At 65.2% G+C, this 18,273-nt stretch carries 19 protein-coding genes; 5 read left to right on the forward strand and 14 right to left on the reverse strand.

The window, feature by feature from the left end; translation table 11 throughout:
• The 7 genes from CH276_RS17600 to CH276_RS17630 form a co-directional block, all read right to left on the reverse strand.
• Positions 1 to 2,442, reverse strand: coding sequence for an NADH-quinone oxidoreductase subunit G (locus CH276_RS17600; RefSeq protein WP_094631747.1), 2,442 nt, complete (start codon positions 2,440 to 2,442; stop codon positions 1 to 3).
• Entirely contained in the window at positions 2,439 to 3,740 is a 1,302-nt protein-coding gene (gene nuoF, locus CH276_RS17605) for an NADH-quinone oxidoreductase subunit NuoF (RefSeq protein ID WP_094631748.1), read from the reverse strand. Before nuoF ends, CH276_RS17600 begins: the two co-directional genes overlap by 4 nt.
• Position 3,741: 1 nt before the next feature.
• Positions 3,742 to 4,635: an NADH-quinone oxidoreductase subunit NuoE gene (nuoE, locus tag CH276_RS17610; RefSeq protein WP_094631749.1), complete on the reverse strand. Its 894-nt coding sequence runs from the start codon at positions 4,633 to 4,635 to the stop codon at positions 3,742 to 3,744.
• A complete protein-coding gene (nuoD, locus tag CH276_RS17615) occupies positions 4,632 to 5,930 on the reverse strand; it encodes an NADH dehydrogenase (quinone) subunit D (RefSeq protein ID WP_032397857.1) in 1,299 nt (432 codons plus the stop codon). The genes nuoE and nuoD overlap by 4 nt, the downstream gene beginning before the upstream one ends.
• Entirely contained in the window at positions 5,930 to 6,592 is a 663-nt protein-coding gene (locus CH276_RS17620) for an NADH-quinone oxidoreductase subunit C (protein ID WP_094631750.1), read from the reverse strand. Before CH276_RS17620 ends, nuoD begins: the two co-directional genes overlap by 1 nt.
• Positions 6,589 to 7,143 (reverse strand): NuoB/complex I 20 kDa subunit family protein, encoded by a 555-nt coding sequence (locus tag CH276_RS17625; RefSeq protein WP_032397855.1) that lies wholly within the window; start codon positions 7,141 to 7,143, stop codon positions 6,589 to 6,591. Before CH276_RS17625 ends, CH276_RS17620 begins: the two co-directional genes overlap by 4 nt.
• Positions 7,144 to 7,214: 71 nt before the next feature.
• The gene (locus CH276_RS17630; RefSeq protein WP_032397854.1) at positions 7,215 to 7,574 is read right to left on the reverse strand and encodes an NADH-quinone oxidoreductase subunit A; all 360 of its coding nucleotides are present in this window, start codon (positions 7,572 to 7,574) and stop codon (positions 7,215 to 7,217) included.
• Positions 7,575 to 7,848: 274 nt separating this feature from the next.
• Between CH276_RS17630 and CH276_RS17635 the strand changes: the two genes are divergently transcribed.
• Positions 7,849 to 8,562 (forward strand): aquaporin, encoded by a 714-nt coding sequence (locus CH276_RS17635; RefSeq protein ID WP_094631824.1) that lies wholly within the window; start codon positions 7,849 to 7,851, stop codon positions 8,560 to 8,562.
• Position 8,563: 1 nt separating this feature from the next.
• Here the strand turns inward: CH276_RS17635 and CH276_RS17640 are convergent, their stop codons facing one another.
• Positions 8,564 to 9,013 (reverse strand): hypothetical protein, encoded by a 450-nt coding sequence (locus tag CH276_RS17640; RefSeq protein WP_094631751.1) that lies wholly within the window; start codon positions 9,011 to 9,013, stop codon positions 8,564 to 8,566.
• A 79-nt stretch (positions 9,014 to 9,092) separates the two neighbouring features.
• Positions 9,093 to 9,737, reverse strand: a complete 645-nt coding sequence (locus CH276_RS17645; protein WP_141214743.1) for an AMIN-like domain-containing (lipo)protein — start codon at positions 9,735 to 9,737, stop codon at positions 9,093 to 9,095.
• Between the two features lie 79 nt (positions 9,738 to 9,816).
• On the opposite strand from CH276_RS17645, the gene CH276_RS17650 reads away from it, so the two are divergent.
• Complete coding sequence (locus CH276_RS17650; protein WP_230597004.1) at positions 9,817 to 10,113, forward strand: hypothetical protein; 297 nt, start codon at positions 9,817 to 9,819, stop codon at positions 10,111 to 10,113.
• Between the two features lie 12 nt (positions 10,114 to 10,125).
• On the opposite strand, the gene CH276_RS17655 is transcribed toward CH276_RS17650, so the two are convergent.
• Entirely contained in the window at positions 10,126 to 10,557 is a 432-nt protein-coding gene (locus CH276_RS17655; protein WP_032397852.1) for a hypothetical protein, read from the reverse strand.
• A gap of 58 nt (positions 10,558 to 10,615) precedes the next feature.
• Between CH276_RS17655 and CH276_RS17660 the strand changes: the two genes are divergently transcribed.
• Together CH276_RS17660 and CH276_RS17665 are read left to right on the forward strand one after the other, a co-directional pair.
• A complete protein-coding gene (locus CH276_RS17660) occupies positions 10,616 to 11,380 on the forward strand; it encodes a 2-phosphosulfolactate phosphatase (RefSeq protein WP_094631754.1) in 765 nt (254 codons plus the stop codon).
• 96 nt (positions 11,381 to 11,476) lie between these two features.
• The gene (locus CH276_RS17665; RefSeq protein WP_032398379.1) at positions 11,477 to 12,220 is read left to right on the forward strand and encodes a polyprenol monophosphomannose synthase; all 744 of its coding nucleotides are present in this window, start codon (positions 11,477 to 11,479) and stop codon (positions 12,218 to 12,220) included.
• 9 nt (positions 12,221 to 12,229) lie between these two features.
• On the opposite strand, the gene CH276_RS17670 is transcribed toward CH276_RS17665, so the two are convergent.
• A complete protein-coding gene (locus tag CH276_RS17670; RefSeq protein WP_094631755.1) occupies positions 12,230 to 13,030 on the reverse strand; it encodes an SDR family oxidoreductase in 801 nt (266 codons plus the stop codon).
• Positions 13,027 to 13,701: a lysophospholipid acyltransferase family protein gene (locus CH276_RS17675; protein ID WP_094631756.1), complete on the reverse strand. Its 675-nt coding sequence runs from the start codon at positions 13,699 to 13,701 to the stop codon at positions 13,027 to 13,029. The genes CH276_RS17670 and CH276_RS17675 overlap by 4 nt, the downstream gene beginning before the upstream one ends.
• Positions 13,702 to 13,753: 52 nt before the next feature.
• Here CH276_RS17675 and CH276_RS17680 point away from each other — a divergent pair, with 52 nt between their 5' ends.
• Positions 13,754 to 14,326, forward strand: a complete 573-nt coding sequence (locus CH276_RS17680; protein ID WP_254924386.1) for a TetR/AcrR family transcriptional regulator — start codon at positions 13,754 to 13,756, stop codon at positions 14,324 to 14,326.
• On the opposite strand, the gene CH276_RS17685 is transcribed toward CH276_RS17680, so the two are convergent.
• Both CH276_RS17685 and CH276_RS17690 read right to left on the reverse strand, forming a co-directional pair.
• On the reverse strand, positions 14,307 to 15,698 hold the full coding sequence (locus tag CH276_RS17685) for a M16 family metallopeptidase (protein WP_179272755.1): 1,392 nt from the start codon (positions 15,696 to 15,698) through the stop codon (positions 14,307 to 14,309). The two genes, CH276_RS17680 and CH276_RS17685, sit on opposite strands and share 20 nt — an antisense overlap.
• On the reverse strand, positions 15,661 to 17,922 hold the full coding sequence (locus tag CH276_RS17690; protein ID WP_045195505.1) for a polyribonucleotide nucleotidyltransferase: 2,262 nt from the start codon (positions 17,920 to 17,922) through the stop codon (positions 15,661 to 15,663). Before CH276_RS17690 ends, CH276_RS17685 begins: the two co-directional genes overlap by 38 nt.
• Positions 17,923 to 18,273 lie beyond the last annotated feature (351 nt).

Consider the following 18,273-nt stretch of genomic DNA (forward strand, 5'->3'; position numbering starts at 1 on the left):
TCACGACTGCTCACCCTCTGGTCGTTCCACAGAACCCCGACCGATGCGAACCACCGCGCCCGACTGCACACCGAGCGACCGGTACACCGCCGAACCGGACGAGTTCAGCGGCAGCCAGACCACGGTGTCGGGCAGGTCGGTGATCGTCAGCGGCAACGTGATCGAGCCCCGGTCCGTCGCGACGCTCACCGGGTCACCGGTCTCCGCTCCGATGGCCGAGGCCCTCGCCGCCGACAACCGAACGGTGGGCGGGCGACCGGTCGCGGCGAGATTGTCCTCACCGTCCTGCATCCGTCCCGCATCGAGGAGCATCCGCCACGTGGCCAGAATCGCCTCCCCGGGCCCGAGGGTCGGAACGTCCGCGCGGGACGCGATCCGGGCCACCGGGATGCGCGGGCCGTTCCACACACCGAGGCGAGTCAACTGAGCGCGTGCCGCCGCCGCGTCGGGCACGGCCAGTTCGACGCCCATCTGTGCGGCGATCGCATCGAGGACGCGTTGGTCCGGCATCAGTGCACCGGCACCGAGCGCAGTGTCGAACGCGCGCGGTCGTCCTTCCCAGTCGACGAAGGTTCCCGGCTTGTCGACCACCGGCGCCACCGGGAACACCACGTCGGCCCGCTCGGTGACCGCACTGCGGCGTAGCTCCAGGCTCACCACGAACGCCGATCGGTCCAGTGCATCGAGTGCACCCGCAGGGTCCGGTAGATCGTCGAGATCGATTCCGGCAGTGACCAGGACACGACTCGGTCCGGCGTCGGCCAGGATCGCCGCGGTGTCGCGGCCCACCTCCGCCGGCAACCCGGACACACCCCACACCGCGGCAACCTCGGCGCGCGCAGCCGCATCGGCCACAGGACGACCGCCGGGCAAGACGTTCGGCAGCGCCCCGGCGTCGAGGGCACCGCGTTCTCCAGCACGTCGCGGAATCCAGGCCAGGCGCGCCCCGGTGTCGTCCGCCAGTTTCGAAGCCGCCGACAGACCGCCGGGCACGCAGCCGAGCCGCTCGCCTACGAGCACGATCGCACCGGGCTCGCGAAGGAGGTGCGCAATGGATTCGGTCCCACGATCGCCGACGTGCAACGCATCGAGCCACGCCGGCTCGTCACCGGGAATCGACTGCAGCAGAACGCCGTCGAGCTTTCGTAGACCTCGGGTGGAGAACGGCGCGATCGACGCCACCACCACTGCGCTCGTGCGGTGCGCCTTGCGAAGCCTCAGGAACACCAGCGGCGATTCTTCCTCGGGCTCGAAGCCGACCAGCAACACCACCGGGGCCTGCTCGAGGTCGGTGTAGGTGACCCCCAACCCGGTCGCTGCAATTCGGCCGGCCAGGAAGTCGGCTTCTTCGGTGCTGTGGCTGCGATTGCGGAAGTCGACGTCGTTGGTGTGCAGCACTGTTCGAGCAAACTTGGCGTACGCGTAGGCGTCTTCGAGGGTCGACCTTCCGCCGATCAACACCGCCGCCCGGCCGACCGATGCGGCCAGCCCCGACGCCGCGGCGGCCAGCGCAGCCGACCACGACGTCTCGATCAACTCCCCTGATCCGTCCCGGATCATCGGCGCGGTGATGCGATCGGGTTCGGTGGCGTACTTGAACGCCCACCGTCCTTTGTCACAGTTCCATTCCTCGTTGACCTGCGGGTCGTCACCTGCCAGCCGGCGAAGGACCTTGCCGCGCCGATGGTCGGTTCGTTGAGCACAGCCGCCTGCGCAGTGCTCGCACACGCTCGGTGACGAGGTGAGATCGTAGGGACGCGCCCGGAACCGATATTCGGTGTTGGTCAGCGCACCCACCGGACAGATCTGGACGGTGTTGCCCGAGAAGTAGGAGTCGAACGGCTCGTTACCGAAGATCCCGACCTGTTGAATCGCACCGCGCTCGAGCAGGTCGATGGACGGGTCGCCGGCCACTTGTGCCGCGAACCGAGTGCAGCGCGCGCACAGGACGCACCGTTCCCGGTCCAGCAGGACCTCCGCCGACAGCGGAATCGGTTTGGGGTACGTGCGTTTGGTCTCGACGAATCTGGACTCTGCTCGACCCGCCGCCATCGCCTGGTTCTGCAGCGGGCACTCGCCGCCCTTGTCGCACACCGGGCAGTCCAGCGGATGATTGATCAGCAGCAGTTCCATGACGCCTCGCTGCGCCTTCTCCGCCGACTCCGATGTCACCTGAGTGCGCACGACCATGCCCTCGGCCACCGTGGTCGTGCAGGACGCCAACGGCTTGCGCTGCCCCTCGACGTCGACCAGACATTGACGGCACGCCCCCACCGGATCGAGCAGCGGGTGATCGCAGAAGCGCGGGATCTGCACACCCATCAGCTCGGCGGCGCGAATCACCAACGTGCCCTTGGGAACGCTGATCTCGTGGTCGTCGATGGTCAGTGTCACCATCTCCACGTGGGTCACCGCGGAACGACCATGTGCAGCTGCGGTCATGACGTCAGCTCCTCTGCCATCAGAGTCGATCGGTGTGGATCGAAGGGACATCCCTGTTCGGTGACATGTCGGATGTATTCCTCGCGGAAGTACTTCAGCGAGGACACGATGGGGCTCGCAGCTCCGTCTCCCAACGCGCAGAACGACTTTCCGGCGATGCCGTCAGCGATGTCGAGCAGTGTCGTCAGGTCCGCTTCGGTGCCGGTTCCACTGTCGAGGCGGCGCAGTATCTGCACCAGCCAATAGGTTCCTTCTCTGCACGGCGTGCATTTGCCGCAGGATTCGTGTGCGTAGAACTCCGTCCAGCGCAGTACCGCTCGCACCACGCACGTCGTGTCGTCGAAGATCTGCAATGCCTTGGTACCCAACATCGATCCGGCGGCGCCGACGCCTTCGTAGTCGAGTGGCACGTCGAGGTGGTCGCCGGTGAACATCGGTGTCGACGAACCTCCCGGTGTCCAGAATTTCAACTCGTGACCTGGCCGGATGCCGCCCGCGTAGTCCAGCAGTTCCCGCAGGGTGATACCCAGCGGAGCCTCGTACTGGCCGGGACGACACACGTGACCGGAGATCGAGTAGAGGGTGAATCCGGGTGACTTCTCGCTGCCCATCGACCGGAACCACTCGATTCCGTTGCGCAGGATCACCGGAACGCTGGCTATCGATTCGACATTGTTGACCACCGTCGGGCGTGCGTACAGGCCTGCGACCGCGGGGAACGGTGGACGCAGCCGGGGTTGTCCGCGCCGACCCTCCAACGAGTCGAGCAGAGCCGTCTCCTCGCCGCAGATGTACGCGCCTGCACCGGCATGGATCACCAGCTCGAGCTCGAATCCCGTTCCGAGAACGTCCTTGCCCAGGTAGCCGGCCGCGTATGCCTCGGCGACCGCGGCATGCAGTCTGCGCAACACCGGTACCACTTCGCCGCGGACGTACACGAATGCATGCGATGCCCGAATGGCGTACGCCGCGATGATGATTCCTTCGATCAGCGTGTGCGGGCTCGCCATCAGCAGCGGCATGTCCTTGCAGGTGCCCGGCTCCGATTCGTCGGCGTTGACCACGAGGTAGTGAACTTTCCCGTCACCCTGTGGAATGAAGCTCCACTTCGTTCCGGTCGGGAATCCCGCACCGCCACGGCCGCGCAGACCGGATTCCTTGACCAAGGCGATGAGATCGTCGGGGTCCATGGACAGGGCTTTCTCCAGCCCTCGATATCCGTCGTGACTGCGGTAGGTGTCGAGGGTCCACGAGTTCTTCTCGTCCCAGAATTCGCTCAGCACCGGCGTCAGGGCCATGTCACTTCCCCTTCGTCGACAAATCGGTTTCGGTGGTGTTCGGCTGCGGTGGAACGGTCGCCGACGGAGCCGGAGCGGGTTTCTCGCGCACGGTCTCCGCCACGGCTTCGGCACCGAGATCGGGATGATCGTCCGGCGAGCCGGCGGCCGCCCGGGGAGCCGACATCGAGTGCTCTCGGGCGTACCGGAGGCCGGCGAGGGTGGCTTCGCCTGCGCTGCCGGAGGATTCGAGTGCCCCGGGCCGGTCGTCGGCGAACCCGGCGAGAATTCGCTCGGTCTCGCGGAACGTGCACAGCGGCGCGCCGCGAGTCGGGGTCACCTGCTCACCGGAGCGAAGCGCGTCGACCAGTTCCCGCGCCGACGCCGGAGTTCTGTTGTCGAAGAATTCCCAGTTGACCATCATCACCGGCGCGAAGTCGCACGCGGCATTGCACTCGATGTGCTCGAGGGTGATGGCACCGTCGGCCGTGGTCCCGCCGTGATCGATGTCGAGGTGGTCCCGCAGGGCGTCCATGATGGCGTCGCCGCCCATGACGGCACACAGGGTGTTGGTGCACACTCCGACGCGATAGTTGCCGGTGGGCTCGCGGCGATACATCGAGTAGAACGTCGCGACCGCGGTCACCTCTGCTCCGGTGAGATCGAGTACGTCCGAGCAGAATTCGATTCCGGCCGGCGTGAGGTATCCGTCCTCGGATTGCACCAGGTGCAGCAACGGCAGCAACGCGGATCGGGTCTGAGGATAGCGGGCGAGGACGATGTCGGCGTCGGCGCGCAGGCGGGCCAGGACGTCGTCGGGATAGGATTCGCGTGCGTCGGGGCCGACCAGTTGTACGGCTTCCTCGGGGCGGGCTCCGAGTTGGACGAGTACCGGCTCCGAGCGTGGCGTGGTCATCGGTCCACCCCGCCCATCACCGGGTCGATACTGGCCACGGCAGCGATGACGTCGGAGATCATGCCGCCCTCGCACATCGCGGCAACCGCCTGCAGGTTGGTGAACGAGGGGTCTCTGAAATGCACTCGGTACGGCCGAGTGCCGCCGTCGCTGACGATGTGCACGCCCAGTTCGCCTCGCGGCGATTCCACGGTGGACAGCACTTGGCCCGCCGGCACTCGCATTCCCTCGGTCACCAGTTTGAAGTGGTGGATCAACGACTCCATCGAGGTGTCCATGATGGTGCGCACGTGGTCCTGAGAATTGCCGAGACCGTCGGGTCCGGAGACCAGTTCTGCCGGCCAGGCGATCTTCTTGTCGTCGATGACCACCGGTCCGGGTCGCAGCCGATCGAGAGTCTGCTCGACGATCTTGAGCGATTCCTTCATCTCTTCCACGCGAATCAGATAGCGCCCGTAGCAGTCGCATCCGGTGTCGGTGACGACATCGAACTCGTAGTTCTCGTACCCGCAGTAGGGATCGGACCGGCGCAGATCGTAGGGAAGCCCGGTCGAGCGAAGCACCGGACCGGTGACGCCGAGGGCCATGCACCCCGTCAGGTCCAGGTAGCCGACGTTCTCGGTTCTGGCCTTCCAGATCGGGTTGTCGTTGAGCATGAGTTCGAGGTCGCGTAGACGGCCGGGAAGAACCCGCAGTAGCTCGCGGACCTTGGCGATCGCATCGGCGGGCAGATCCTGAGACAAGCCCCCGGGACGGATGTAGGCGTGGTTCATCCGAAGTCCGGTGATGGCCTCGAAGACGTCGAGTATCAGTTCGCGTTCCCGGAAGCCGAACAGCATCGCCGTCACGGCACCCAATTCCATTCCGCCCGTGGCCAACGCCACGAGGTGCGAGGAAATCCGATTGAGCTCCATCAGCATCACCCGGACCACCGTCGCGCGCTCGGGAATGTCGTCGGTGATGTCGAGTAGCTTCTCCACCCCGAGGCAGTACGCGGTCTCGTTGAAGAAGGGCGAGAGATAGTCCATCCGAGTGACGAACGTGACGCCCTGGGTCCAGTTACGATACTCGAGGTTCTTCTCGATACCGGTGTGCAGGTAGCCGATTCCGCACCGGGCCTCGGTGACGGTCTCGCCTTCGATCTCGAGTATCAACCGCAGCACACCATGGGTGGACGGGTGTTGCGGACCCATGTTGACCACGATGCGTTCCGTGGTCGACCCGCGGGCCAGCTCGACCACGTCGTCCCAGTCCTGACCCGACACCGCATAGATGGTTTCGTCCGTTGCGCTCATCAGTTGTACGACCTGCGCTCGTTGGGAGGCGCAACCCGAGCGCCCTTGTACTCGATGGGAATTCCGCCCAGGGGATAGTCCTTGCGTTGGGGGTGGCCGACCCAATCGTCGGGCATCTCGATCCGCGTCAGGGCGGGATGACCGTCGAAGACGATGCCGAAGAAGTCGTAGACCTCGCGTTCGTGCCAATCGTTGGTCGGATACACCGCGCAGAGCGAGGGCGTGTGCGGATCTGCATCGGGCACAGCCACTTCGAGTCGCACACGGCGTCCGTGGGTGATGGAGACCAGATGGTAGACCACGCGCAATTCCCGGCCGACATGATCCGGGTAGTGCACGCCCGATGCCCCCGTGCACAATTCGAATCTCAGTTCCCCGTCGTCACGGAGAGCACGGGCGACAGCGGGTACGTGCTCCCGCGAGAGATGCAGCGTCAGTTCGTCGCGGAAGATCACCACACGTTCGACGGCGTCCTCGAACGGTACGGCTGCGTTCCCGGCGTCGAGAACAGCGGCCAAGCGATCGACCAGGGCGTCGAAGTAGCTGCCGTAGGGTCGGAGCGCGGTATCGACCGACGCCACCGGCGGCTGCAACCGGCCGTAGCCGGACGTGTCGCCGCTCCCCCGGACACCGAACATCCCGCGGGCTCCGTGCGTCGTCATCGCAGCAGCCCCTTCAAGTCGATGGTCGGGGTGGACGCCAACGCTGCAGCCTCGGCGGCCGCGCGCACCTGCTCACGATTGACACCGAGCGGCATCTCCTGAATCTTCTTGTGCAGCTCCAGGATTGCGTTGAGCAGCATCTCGGGCCGGGGCGGGCAACCGGGCAGGTAGATGTCGACGGGGACGATATGATCGACACCCTGAACCACCGCGTAGTTGTTGAACATTCCGCCCGAGGACGCGCAGACACCCATGGCGAGGACCCATTTCGGCTCCGCCATCTGGTCGTACACCTGCCGCAGTACGGGCCCCATCTTCTGGCTGACACGCCCCGCCACGATCATCAGGTCCGCTTGACGCGGAGACGCACGGAACGCTTCCATGCCGAATCGCGCGAGATCGAACCGACCGGAGGTGGTGGCCATCATCTCGATCGCACAGCACGCGAGACCGAAGGTCGCGGGCCACAACGAACCCTTACGGGCGTAGCCCGCCAACCCCTCGACGGTGGTCAGCAGAAATCCGCTGGGTAGCTTCTCTTCGAGTCCCATCGATCACGCTCTTTCGCATCCGCTTGAGGTGAGAACAGTGCATCGTGCCGCCGCCGATCAGCGTTCGGTCGTCAGTCCCATCCGAGTCCGCCTCGCCGCCACTCGTAGACGTAGGCCACCGACACGTTGACGACGAACAGTGCCATGGCAACCAGTCCGAAAGCACCCAGGACGTCGAGGTGCACGGCCCACGGATAGAGGAAGACGATCTCGATGTCGAAAATGATGAACAGCATCGCGGTCAGGTAGAACTTCACCGGAAATCGTTGGCCCGTAGGCGCATGCATCGTGGGCTCGATGCCGCACTCGTACGCGTCGAACTTCGCTCGGTTGTACCGCGCCGGACCCACCATGGTTCCGACCATCACCGAGAACACCGCGAACACGACCGCAATGGCACCGAGAACGAGGATCGGAACGTAGGCGTTCATCCCGGCATCTGCTCCCTCGATCGACTACCGCGCCGGCGCGGAGTAAATGCGACGGCCGTACCAATGTGACCTGAAACACACGATATGGGTTCGGTGTCGATCTCGCGGGATTTCGAGGACTCCAGTTTCGTAATCCGTTGACACGCATGGGGCACCCGATCTCGACAGTGTGACTCAGATCACTACCCGGCCCCATGCGATCCGGTCGGACGTCAACGACAAACCTCCCGACGATCCCGGCCGAACGAGGCCGCGGCATGAAACAGGAGGAATGATGAAATCGATTTCCGTCTCGGCACTCGCCGCCGAGGGATTGGGAACTGCCCTGCTCGTGATCTTCGGAGTCGGCACCGCCGTCATCGCGGGCGACACTGTCGGCACCCCGGGCATCGCCCTGGCGTTCGGGCTCACACTGCTCGCCCTCGTCTACGCGATCGGGCCTGTCTCGGGATGCCACATCAACCCGGCCGTGACGATCGGAGCCCTGATAGCTCGCGCCATCACCCCGGTCAAAGCTGCGTTCTACATCGCTGCGCAGGCCGTGGGTGCAGTGATCGGCGCGCTGATCGTACTGTTCGTGGCGTCCGGCCGCCCCGGATACGACATGTCGTCGGACGGTCTGGGCACCAACGGTTTCGGCAGCTCGTCACCCGGAGGATACGGGCTGGCGTCGGTGGCGGTGTTCGAGACGATCGCGACCGGCCTGCTCGTCCTGGTCGTACTGGCCACGACCGCTCCCACCGTTCACCCCGTCGTGGCGGCCGGCATCCCGATCGGCCTCACCCTGACCGTGGTTCACCTGCTGGGCATCGGCATCGACTCGACCTCGGTCAACCCTGCTCGGTCCCTCGGCCCGGCCCTCGTCTCCGGCGGACCGGCCCTGTCACAGCTGTGGGTGTTCGTGGTGTTCCCGTTGCTCGGAGCAGTCATCGCCGGTTCGATCCACCGGTTCGTGCTGACGGTCCCCGCATCGGAGAAGACGGTCTGATCTACCGCGGTCGAGAGACCCGGGCACCGACGCGTGCCGAGCGTTGCCCCAGCAGATCGACCACCGCACGCCCGAGCCGAATCGGATCCAACGGGTGCGGTACTGCAGCCTCGGCGCGCGACCATTCGGCCAACCACGCGTCGTCCGGACGTCCGATGAGCACCAACACCGGTGGGCAATCGACGATCTCGTCCTTCAGCTGCTTCGCCAGACCCAGACCGCCGACGGGTGAGGACTCGCCGTCGAGAATCGCCAACGCGACACCGCCTGCATCCATGTGCTCGATGACTACGGCAGCCGTGGCGATGTCGACGTACTCGATGTCACCGAGTGCGGGATCCGGTCGAGTTCCCACCGCAGACCGCACCTGGGCACGGGTAGCGGCATTGCTGCTGTACACGAGCACGCGCAGACGACCGGATGAACTCTCTTCCACTGTGGCGTCGGACACACCGCGATGCTACCGCGCTGTCCCCGCGAATCAGCCCGAAACCGCTACGGCCGACATGCATTCGACGCTGCGAGTCCGGTCAGGACTCGACGGTGACGATCACCCCGGCAGGTTCTTCGGTGGTCGTCACCGTGAACTCGGGTCGATCGGCCGCAACACCGACGAAGGCCTGCGAGATTCCACCGGGATCGGCCAGAAAATCGACCGAGACAACAGCGGAACCCTCACGTCCTCGGACACGTTCGGGCCCGGTATACGGAGAGAACGTGCCGTCGGAGTCCGTCGATGTACCGGACAGATCCACCTGCAACACCGATCTTCCCGGCACTGCCAGCGGTTCACTCGTGGCGTAGCGGACGGCTTCGTCGACATACCGCACCGTGTAGGAGACAGGGCCGTTGCCCGCCAACCGGAATTCGACAGTCGACGACCCCTCGAACACCACGTCGGTGACACCGACCGGCGACGCGCTCGGGAACCGCGCGCCATCGAGGCTCGGGGGTAGCTCTATCACCACGGGCGGCGGCGCTTCGACGGTCGGCGCGGGATCGGTCACGGGATCACCGACCACCAACGATCCCGTGACCGTCACGTAGTTCGTGCCGGCCGAGACCTCGTCGACCGGGCCGCTGCCGTCCTCGCCGGCACAGCCCGCGAGAAGACCGAGCGCCAGCGATCCGACGACCCAGAGCGCGAGTGGAGACCTGCGGTGGCCGTCGTACATCGCCATACCGTACTGAAGAAACCGATCGGTTCGGTAGTGCTGTCCCGACGCAAATCGGTCACGATTGCACCGTCCTGCGATGCTGCTAGCGTCGGAGGGTATGGAGCCCAAGAGCTATTCGTCCGGTGAGCGTGTGTTCGGTCCGCCCAACGGGACTTTCGACGCGGACTGGGCTGCCACCGCACTGCGCTCGAACCGCCCCGAGTTGGACCATCCCACATCGGTGCGCTTGGTGGAACGGGCCTGGGAGCTACTCCGAACGCAGGGCCTGCGCGGAGAACCGCTGGCAGCTGCACTGGACCTCGAGCCCGGTCTCGCAACTGCGGTGTCCGCCGTCGCCACCGAGACCGCCGAGCTGTACCTGGACCCTCGGTAGTTTCCGAGTCTCTCAGCGCGCACCGAACTGCTCGACGGCGAAGCCGGCCACGAGCACCGCTGTTCCTCCGATTTCGCCGACGATCAACGACACCATGAACAGATGCGTCCCCGGGACGGGATCGACGAACTGGTTCTCGGTGTCCCGACGAAACCCGTGCACGGTGTAGCTCACGACGGCAGCGACAAAGAACAACAGCACCACCGATGCGGCGATCAGATCCACCGGCACCGACCACGCGCTGAACTGCGCCAGCACAGCGAGTACCAGAGCGGCGAACGAGTACATCAACGCTGCCCGATGGGCGATGTCGACGTACCGGTGGGCAGTGCCGTCCGGAGACGTCGACATCTGGTGGTACTTGACGACACCCAACCCCAGTGCCCACAGCAGCAGCAGACCGGCCACGAGGACGATCACCTTGGTGTCCAGTTCCAACTGCATGTTTCTCCCCCACTACATCCCGCGCCGAAGGTATCACCGGACTTGCTACCTTTCGGCAATGCCGGCCGACCCCGAACTGTCCCAGAACGCGTACGGACTCCGCTTCGACTGGGGTCTGCGCGGTGCCGATGCCTGTGTCGACGGCGCCGACATCGCCGTCGTCGTGGATGTCCTGTCGTTCACGACCACTCTCACGGTCGCTGTGGACGCGGGTATCGACGTCATCCCCAGTCGGTGGCGCGACGACCGGGCCACCGAGTTGGCCGAGCAGTTCGACGCGGCCCTCGCCGTGGGGCGGTCGGCCGCCTCACCGGGCCGGATCAGCTTGTGCCCGGCCACCGTACGGGCCGCGCCGGCACCGGCTCGGCTGGTGTTGCCGTCACCGAACGGGTCCACCATTGCCCACGATCTCGCGAGCACGGCCCCGCTGTGTGTTGGAGCGTCGCTGAGAAACGCGTCCGCAGTGGGGCAGTGGATACGGGCCGGAAACAGCAGTGCGGTGACAGCGGTCATAGCGGCCGGAGAACGATGGCCGGACGGATCGCTCCGCCCCGCCGTCGAGGACCTGTGGGGGGCCGGTGCAGTCATCGCCGCCCTGCTCGACGCCGGAGCACCCGATGCCTCCCCCGAGGCGAGAACAGCCGCTGCCGCGTGGCGAGCCGTCATGCACGACGTAGGCTCCGAGCTGCGGCAATGCGCCTCGGGTCGCGAATTGGCCGGGATGAGACACCCGGAAGACGTCGACATCGCAGCCGAGGTCGATTCGAGTTCCTGCGTTCCGATTCTGCGCGACGGAGTATTCGTCGACGCGGCTCGGTCGTGAGTCGACGGGCGATCGACACGACCCACGATGCCGACCCGACACGGCCGATCGTGTCCGATATTTGGATCGGACACCCGAATCACGGATCATACGGTGGTGAGTACGGAACGAGTCGCCCCCAAGACCACCGTCGTTGTACCGACGTACAACGAACGTGAGAACCTCCCCAAGCTCGTCGAGCTGCTGGCCGGGTTACAGGTGGAAGGGCTCGGTGTGTTGGTGGTCGACGACAATTCGCCGGACGGCACCGGCGAGGTCGCCGACAAATTGGCCATCGACGGACCCATCGACGTCAGCGTTCTGCACCGCACCGAGAAGAACGGGCTCGGCCGCGCATACGTCGCAGGCATGACGAGAGCGCTCGACGAAGGTGCGGACATCGTCATTCAGATGGACGCCGATCTCTCGCACCCCACCGAGGTGATTCCGGCGATGATCGACAAACTCAACACCAGCGACGCGGCCGTGGTGCTCGGATCGCGATACGTACCGGGCGGAGCGGTCGCTGCCGATTGGCCCTGGCATCGCAAGGCCCTGTCCGCATGGGCGAATTTCTACGTGAACACGATCCTGCGCCTCGGAGTCAAGGATGCGACCGCGGGATTCAAGGCGTGGCACGCGCGCACCCTGCGCACCATCGATGTCGCCTCGGTCGAGAGCAACGGGTACGCGTTCCAGGTGGAGATGAACTATCGAACCGTCAAACACGGCCTCACTCTCGCCGAAGTGCCGATCACGTTCGAGGAGCGCAGCGAGGGCGAATCCAAGATGAGCCTGTCGGTGCAGCTCGAGTCGGCATTGGTGCCCTGGAAGTTGTTGCTGGGCAAGAAGAAACTCTGACCCCACACGTCAAGGCGTGAAGCGTCGGAATCCGCCTTCGGCCCCGATCACCTGACCGGTGATCGAGCCCGAATCGGGCGAGAGCAGCATCGCCACGACGGCCGCGGCCTCGTCGGGAGAGTTCCACCGACCGCGCGGCATGTGGCGTGAAACGAACTCGTCCAGATCCGCACTGGCCCAGCCGGTATCGGTCGGACCCGGATTGATCGTGTTGACGGTGATGCCTCGCTCGATCACCGAATCGGCCAGCGTAGAGGTGATCGACGCAATGGCACCCTTGCTCACTGCGTAGGGAATTTCGGTCGGCATGGGCCCTTCGTTCTGCCCGGAGGTGAACAGTACGACGCGACCACCGTCGGGATGATCCACGTAGCGCCGCACGAATTCCTGAACCAGGAGCAAAGACGCTCGCACGTTCACCGCCCAGGTCAGGTCGAGCGACTCCGCCGTCATCGAATCCAGATCACCCACCTGCGACCGCGCATGGTTGACCACCAGAGAATCGATCGCACCGAGCCTGGATTCGGCCGCGTCGAACAGGGCTGCCGGTGCCGCGGGATCGACGAAATCGATGTCGAGGTGGCCGAGCCTGTCGTCGGCGATCGACAACTCGGCCAACACCTTCCTCGCTCCCGGTGTGCCTGCTCCCCACGGCTCGGTGGCGTCGTAGCCGTCGCACGAGTGCGCGAAGACGCGGGTGGTCTCGTCCTGCAGCAGACGGTGGGTGACAGCGAAGCCGATTCCCTGCCGCCGGCCTACGCCGGTGACGAGGACTGTTCTGCCTCGTGCCGACACGTCCGAGTTTCTCATGCCGCTTCCTTGACCGACGCGGCGTACACATCGACGTATTCTTGCCCCGACAGGTTCGCCAGCGCCGCCATCACCTCATCGGTGACCGCTCGCAGAATGGCCTTGCTGTTCTCTCCCCCTGCGTATCTCGTGAAATCCAATGGTTCGCCGACGACCATGCGCACCTTTCCCGGACGCCACATTCTCGAGCCGACCGGATTGACGGCGAGCGTTCCGTGCATCACCAACGGTACGACGGGGGCACCTGTTTCGATCGCGACGCGCGCCAGGCCGGTCTTGCCCGTGTACAGCCGTCCGTCGGGCGATCGAGTTCCCTCCGGGTACACCGCCCATACCTTCCCTTGTCGCAGAATACTTTTCGCCGCCGCGAGCGCCGGTGCCGACGCGTCGGCACCGCGTCGATCGACCGGAACCTGACCCGTCGCGCTGTAGAACCACCGAAGCGCCGCCCCCTTGATTCCCCGGCCCGTGAAGTACTCGCTCTTGGCGATGAAGGTGACGCGGCGACGCACCAGGAGGACGAGGAAGAAGGAGTCGACGACCGTGAGGTGGTTGCCCGCGATGATCACCGGACCCGAGGTCGGTAGATTCTGCGTCCCGGACACTCTCGGTCGACCGAGAATGCGCAGAATCGGCCCGATCAACACGTATTCGAACAGCAGGTACCACACGTCGGATCCTCTCGGCTGGACAGCGTCGACACCGAGAGTAGACAATGTCTACGTGCCGGACAACCTCAGGACTCGACTGGTGAACGCGGGTGTTCGCCTGCTCGAAAGCGAGGGACAGGGCGCGCTGACCATCAGAGCGGTCACCCGCGAAGCGGGCGTATCGCACGGCGCACCGAGACGGTACTTTCCGACGTTGAGCGCACTTGCCGCGGCGGTGGCTCGAGTCGGTCTGGTCGACCTGGGGCTGGCGCTGAACTCGGCGGCCCAACAAGCCGTTTCACCCCGCGAGTCACTGGATGCGATGGCACATACCTACGTGCAGTTCGCTGCGCAGCGCCCGGCGATGTTCGCACTCATCTTCAGGCACGACCTGCTCGAGGGCTCGGGCGAGAACCTGCGGCTGGCGTCGCGGCCGGTGTTCGACGCGTTGATCGACGCGGTCGAAGCCGTTGCGCCGGAGAATCCACAGTTCACAGCCCTGCGACTGTGGACCTCCGTGCACGGAATAGCGGCGCTCCACTCCACCCGTGCGCTGGAGCCGATCACCGACGTTTCGGCGGTGACGGAGTTGACCCGCCGCGCAGTGCGCGACGTGATCGCCGACGCTACCGAACGAGGGACCTGACCGACGCAGGCAGCTGGCGAACGTTCTTGTAGGGGCCGACCACCGCGGCACCGAAAGGACGCTCGAGCAACACGGCTGCAACCTCGCGCACCTCGTCGTTGCCGACGCTGTCGATCCGCGCCAACGTGTCGGTGATGTCGCGGTGATTACCGTAGTTCAGTTCACTACGACCGATCCGGTTCATCCGAGAGCCCGAATCTTCGAGGCCCAGAACCAATCCGCCTCTCAACGAACCCTTGGCCCGCGCGCACTCCGCGTCGGTGATGCCCTCGGAGGCGACCTTGGCCAGCACTTCCCTGATCACCGTCGTCACTTCGCCCAAGTTCTCCGGCTGGCAACCCGCATAGACGGAGAAGGCGCCACTGTCGGCGAACGTGTCCACCGACGAGTACACCGAATACGCCAGACCGCGCTCTTCTCTGATCTCCTGAAAGAGACGAGAACTGAGCCCGCCGCCCACGGCCGAGTTCAGCACGGACAACGCCCAGCGGTGCCCCTCGTGTCGACCGAACGCCCGTACACCCAGGCACAGGTGGGCCTGTTCACTGTCACGAGTGGTCAGGCTCAACGTGGGTGCGCTACGCAATCGCGCTGTACCGGAACGTCTTTCGGCCGGCCTCAGGCCCTTGTCCAGATGACCGGAGAACGCTCGGCGCACGAGCGAGACGATCTGCTTGTGATCGACGTTGCCCGCAACCGCAACGACCATGCGCTGCGGGGTGTATCGACGAACGTGGAACGAGTGCAGTTGCGCACGCGTCATCGACTCGATGGATTCGACGGAGCCGATGATCGGGCGTCCGATCGGATGATCGCCGAACATGGCTTCCAGGAAGGCATCTCCCAGCAGATCCTCCGGATCGTCGTCGCGCATGGAGATCTCTTCGAGGACCACCTGACGCTCGACGTCCACATCGGCCGATCGGCACCGACCACGCAGCACCACATCGCTGACGAGATCGATGGCGAGCGCCACGTCCTCGTCGAGCACGTGCGCATAGAAGCAAGTGCTCTCCTTCGAGGTGAACGCGTTCAGCTCGCCCCCGACGCCGTCCATCACCTGGGCGATTTCGAGCGCACTACGCGTAGGAGTCGACTTGAACAGCAAGTGTTCGAGGAAATGTGCCGCACCGGCAACACTGGGCTGTTCGTCTCGTGAGCCGACCCCGACCCACACACCGACCGAAGCCGAGCGAACGCCGGGCACGAACTCGGTGACGACCCGAAGACCACCGGGCAGAGTCGTCCGTTGCACACCCGTATCGATGGTGATGCTCTCTGGAACGGCCGAACGGTACGTCCCGAGGGGACGTACCGTTCGACTCGATTGCTTCTTACTCAGCGCTGACCTCGGCGGGTGCCTCGGAAGCATCGGCGGGAGCAGCCGCGTTGTCGTCCTCGACGGGAACGAGGCTGATCTTGCCGCGGTTGTCGATGTCGGCGATCTCGACGCGCAACTTGGATCCGACGCTGACGACGTCCTCGACCTTGTTGATGCGCTTGCCGTTGCCGAGCTTGGAGATGTGCACCAGTCCGTCGCGGCCCGGGAGCAGCGAGACGAATGCGCCGAAAGCCGTTGTCTTGACAACGGTTCCGAGGAATCGCTCGCCGACCTTCGGCAGCTGCGGGTTGGCGATGGCGTTGATCATGTCGATCGCGGCCTGTGCGGACGGGCCGTCCGCTGCACCGACGTAGACAGTGCCGTCATCTTCGATGGAGATGTTGGCACCGGTCTGCTCGGTGATGGAGTTGATCATCTTGCCCTTGGGCCCGATGACCTCACCGATCTTGTCGACGGGCACCTTGATCGCGGTGACGCGAGGTGCGTACGGGCTCATCTCGTCCGGGGTGTCGATGGCCTCTGCCATGACCTCGAGGATCGTCGTGCGAGCATCCTTGGCCTGCGACAGCGCGCCGGCGAGCACCTTGGAGGGGATGCCGTCGAGCTTGGTGTCGAGCTGCAGAGCCGTGACGAAGTCCTTTGTTCCGGCGACCTTGAAGTCCATGTCACCGAACGCGTCCTCGGCACCGAGAATGTCGGTGAGTGCGACGTAGCGAGTCTCGCCGTCGACCTCGTCGGACACGAGGCCCATCGCGATACCGGCGACCGGGGCACGCAGCGGCACACCGGCATTGAGCAGCGACAGAGTCGATGCGCAGACCGAGCCCATCGAGGTCGAGCCGTTGGAGCTCAGCGCCTCGGAGACCTGACGGATGGCGTACGGGAACTCCGCCTGGCTGGGCAGCACCGGCAGCAGAGCGCGCTCGGCGAGTGCGCCGTGCCCGATCTCGCGACGCTTCGGCGAACCGACGCGGCCGGTCTCACCGGTGGAGTACGGCGGGAAGTTGTAATGGTGCATGTAGCGCTTGGACGTCTCGGGCCCGAGCGAGTCGACCTGCTGCGCCATCTTGACCATGTCGAGGGTGGTGACGCCCAGGATCTGGGTCTCCCCGCGCTCGAACAGGGCCGATCCGTGGGTACGCGGGATGATCGCGACCTCGGCGGAGAGCGAGCGGATGTCGGTGATGCCGCGACCGTCGATGCGGAAGTGATCGGTGAGGATGCGCTGGCGAACCGACTTCTTGGTCAGTGCGCGGAACGCCGCACCGATTTCCTTCTCGCGACCGGCGAAGCTGTCTCCGACCGACGTCAGGACCTGAGCCTTGACCTCGTCGAGCTTGTTCTCACGCTCGGCCTTGCCGGCAATGGTCAGCGCCTCGTTCAGCGGGATCTTGGCGGCGTTCTCCACGGCCTCGAAGACGTCGGACTGGTACGCCGGGAAGACCGGGTAGTCGCCGGTGGGCTTGGCTGCCTTGGCGGCGAGCTCCTGCTGCGCGGTGCACAGCGCGGCGATGAAGGGCTTCGATGCCTCGAGGCCCTCGGCGACGACGGTCTCGTTGGGGGCGGTGGCACCACCCTCGATGAGCTCGATGACGTTCTCGGTGGCCTCGGCTTCGACCATCATGATCGCGACGTCTGCGTCGGCACCGGAGCCGGAGACGATGCGGCCGGCGACGACCATGTTGAACACGGCCTTCTCGAGCTGCTCGTTGGTGGGGAACGCAACCCACTGCTTGTCGATCAGTGCGACGCGAACGCCGCCGATCGGGCCGGAGAACGGCAGTCCGGCGATCTGTGTCGAGGCCGATGCCGCGTTGATCGCGACGACGTCGTACAGATCGGCCGGGTTGAGGCTCATGACCGTGATGACGACCTGGATCTCGTTGCGCAGTCCGTCGACGAACGTCGGACGCAGCGGCCGGTCGATCAGGCGGCAGGTGAGGATGGCATCGGTGGACGGACGTCCCTCGCGGCGGAAGAACGATCCGGGGATGCGGCCCGCGGCGTACATGCGCTCTTCGACGTCGACCGTCAGCGGGAAGAAATCGAATCCCTCACGGGGGTGCTTACCTGCAGTCGTTGCCGACAGCAGCATGGTGTCCTCGTCGAGGTACGCGGCGACTGCGCCTGCGGCCTGCTGTGCGAGGCGGCCGGTCTCGAAGCGGATGGTCCGCTTGCCGAACGTGCCGTTGTCGATGATCGCAGTTGCTTCGTAGACGCCTTCTTCGACGTCCAATGTTGTGGTTTCCGACATGTGTTCTGTTCTCGTCCTCTCGTCTTTGCCGTGCCCGCGTGGACACACCACGAGCCCTCCTGGCTGCGGCGGCATACCTGTGCCGTCCATCTCCGAGCTTCTCTCGGGACGCGGCTACGCGGAGGCGGCCATCGATCGAAGCCCACCGGATCTCGTATCCGAAAGGCCACTACCGAAGACCGTCACCACGGCGTGACAGGCATACACGGCGGTGTGCGGATGCCGTGCATCCGCTTTCTCGTGCTGGTCGAACTGTTTCTTGCGGTACAAACACAGATAGCCAACGAGGAACAGTCTAAGCACTGCCTCGTTGGCTACTGCACTATTGCTGCGAGTCGGGTGCGCACCGGC

Origin of the sequence: Rhodococcus sp. 06-470-2 (assembly GCF_002258235.1) — a bacterium.
In the GTDB taxonomy this organism is placed as follows: Bacteria; Actinomycetota; Actinomycetes; order Mycobacteriales; family Mycobacteriaceae; genus Rhodococcoides.

Bases quoted from the DNA above. Each gene is read 5' to 3' on its own strand.
- CH276_RS17600 (WP_094631747.1), bottom strand. From the start codon at position 2,442: ATGACCGCAGCTGCACATGGTCGTTCCGCGGTGACCCACGTGGAGATG.
- nuoF (WP_094631748.1), bottom strand. From the start codon at position 3,740: ATGGCCCTGACGCCGGTGCTGAGCGAATTCTGGGACGAGAAGAACTCG.
- nuoE (WP_094631749.1), bottom strand. From the start codon at position 4,635: ATGACCACGCCACGCTCGGAGCCGGTACTCGTCCAACTCGGAGCCCGC.
- nuoD (WP_032397857.1), bottom strand. From the start codon at position 5,930: ATGAGCGCAACGGACGAAACCATCTATGCGGTGTCGGGTCAGGACTGG.
- CH276_RS17620 (WP_094631750.1), bottom strand. From the start codon at position 6,592: ATGACGACGCACGGAGCCCGCGGGATGTTCGGTGTCCGGGGGAGCGGC.
- CH276_RS17625 (WP_032397855.1), bottom strand. From the start codon at position 7,143: ATGGGACTCGAAGAGAAGCTACCCAGCGGATTTCTGCTGACCACCGTC.
- CH276_RS17630 (WP_032397854.1), bottom strand. From the start codon at position 7,574: ATGAACGCCTACGTTCCGATCCTCGTTCTCGGTGCCATTGCGGTCGTG.
- CH276_RS17635 (WP_094631824.1), top strand. From the start codon at position 7,849: ATGAAATCGATTTCCGTCTCGGCACTCGCCGCCGAGGGATTGGGAACT.
- CH276_RS17645 (WP_141214743.1), bottom strand. From the start codon at position 9,737: ATGTACGACGGCCACCGCAGGTCTCCACTCGCGCTCTGGGTCGTCGGA.
- CH276_RS17650 (WP_230597004.1), top strand. From the start codon at position 9,817: ATGCTGCTAGCGTCGGAGGGTATGGAGCCCAAGAGCTATTCGTCCGGT.
- CH276_RS17655 (WP_032397852.1), bottom strand. From the start codon at position 10,557: ATGCAGTTGGAACTGGACACCAAGGTGATCGTCCTCGTGGCCGGTCTG.
- CH276_RS17660 (WP_094631754.1), top strand. From the start codon at position 10,616: ATGCCGGCCGACCCCGAACTGTCCCAGAACGCGTACGGACTCCGCTTC.
- CH276_RS17670 (WP_094631755.1), bottom strand. From the start codon at position 13,030: ATGAGAAACTCGGACGTGTCGGCACGAGGCAGAACAGTCCTCGTCACC.
- CH276_RS17685 (WP_179272755.1), bottom strand. From the start codon at position 15,698: ATGCTTCCGAGGCACCCGCCGAGGTCAGCGCTGAGTAAGAAGCAATCG.
- CH276_RS17690 (WP_045195505.1), bottom strand. From the start codon at position 17,922: ATGTCGGAAACCACAACATTGGACGTCGAAGAAGGCGTCTACGAAGCA.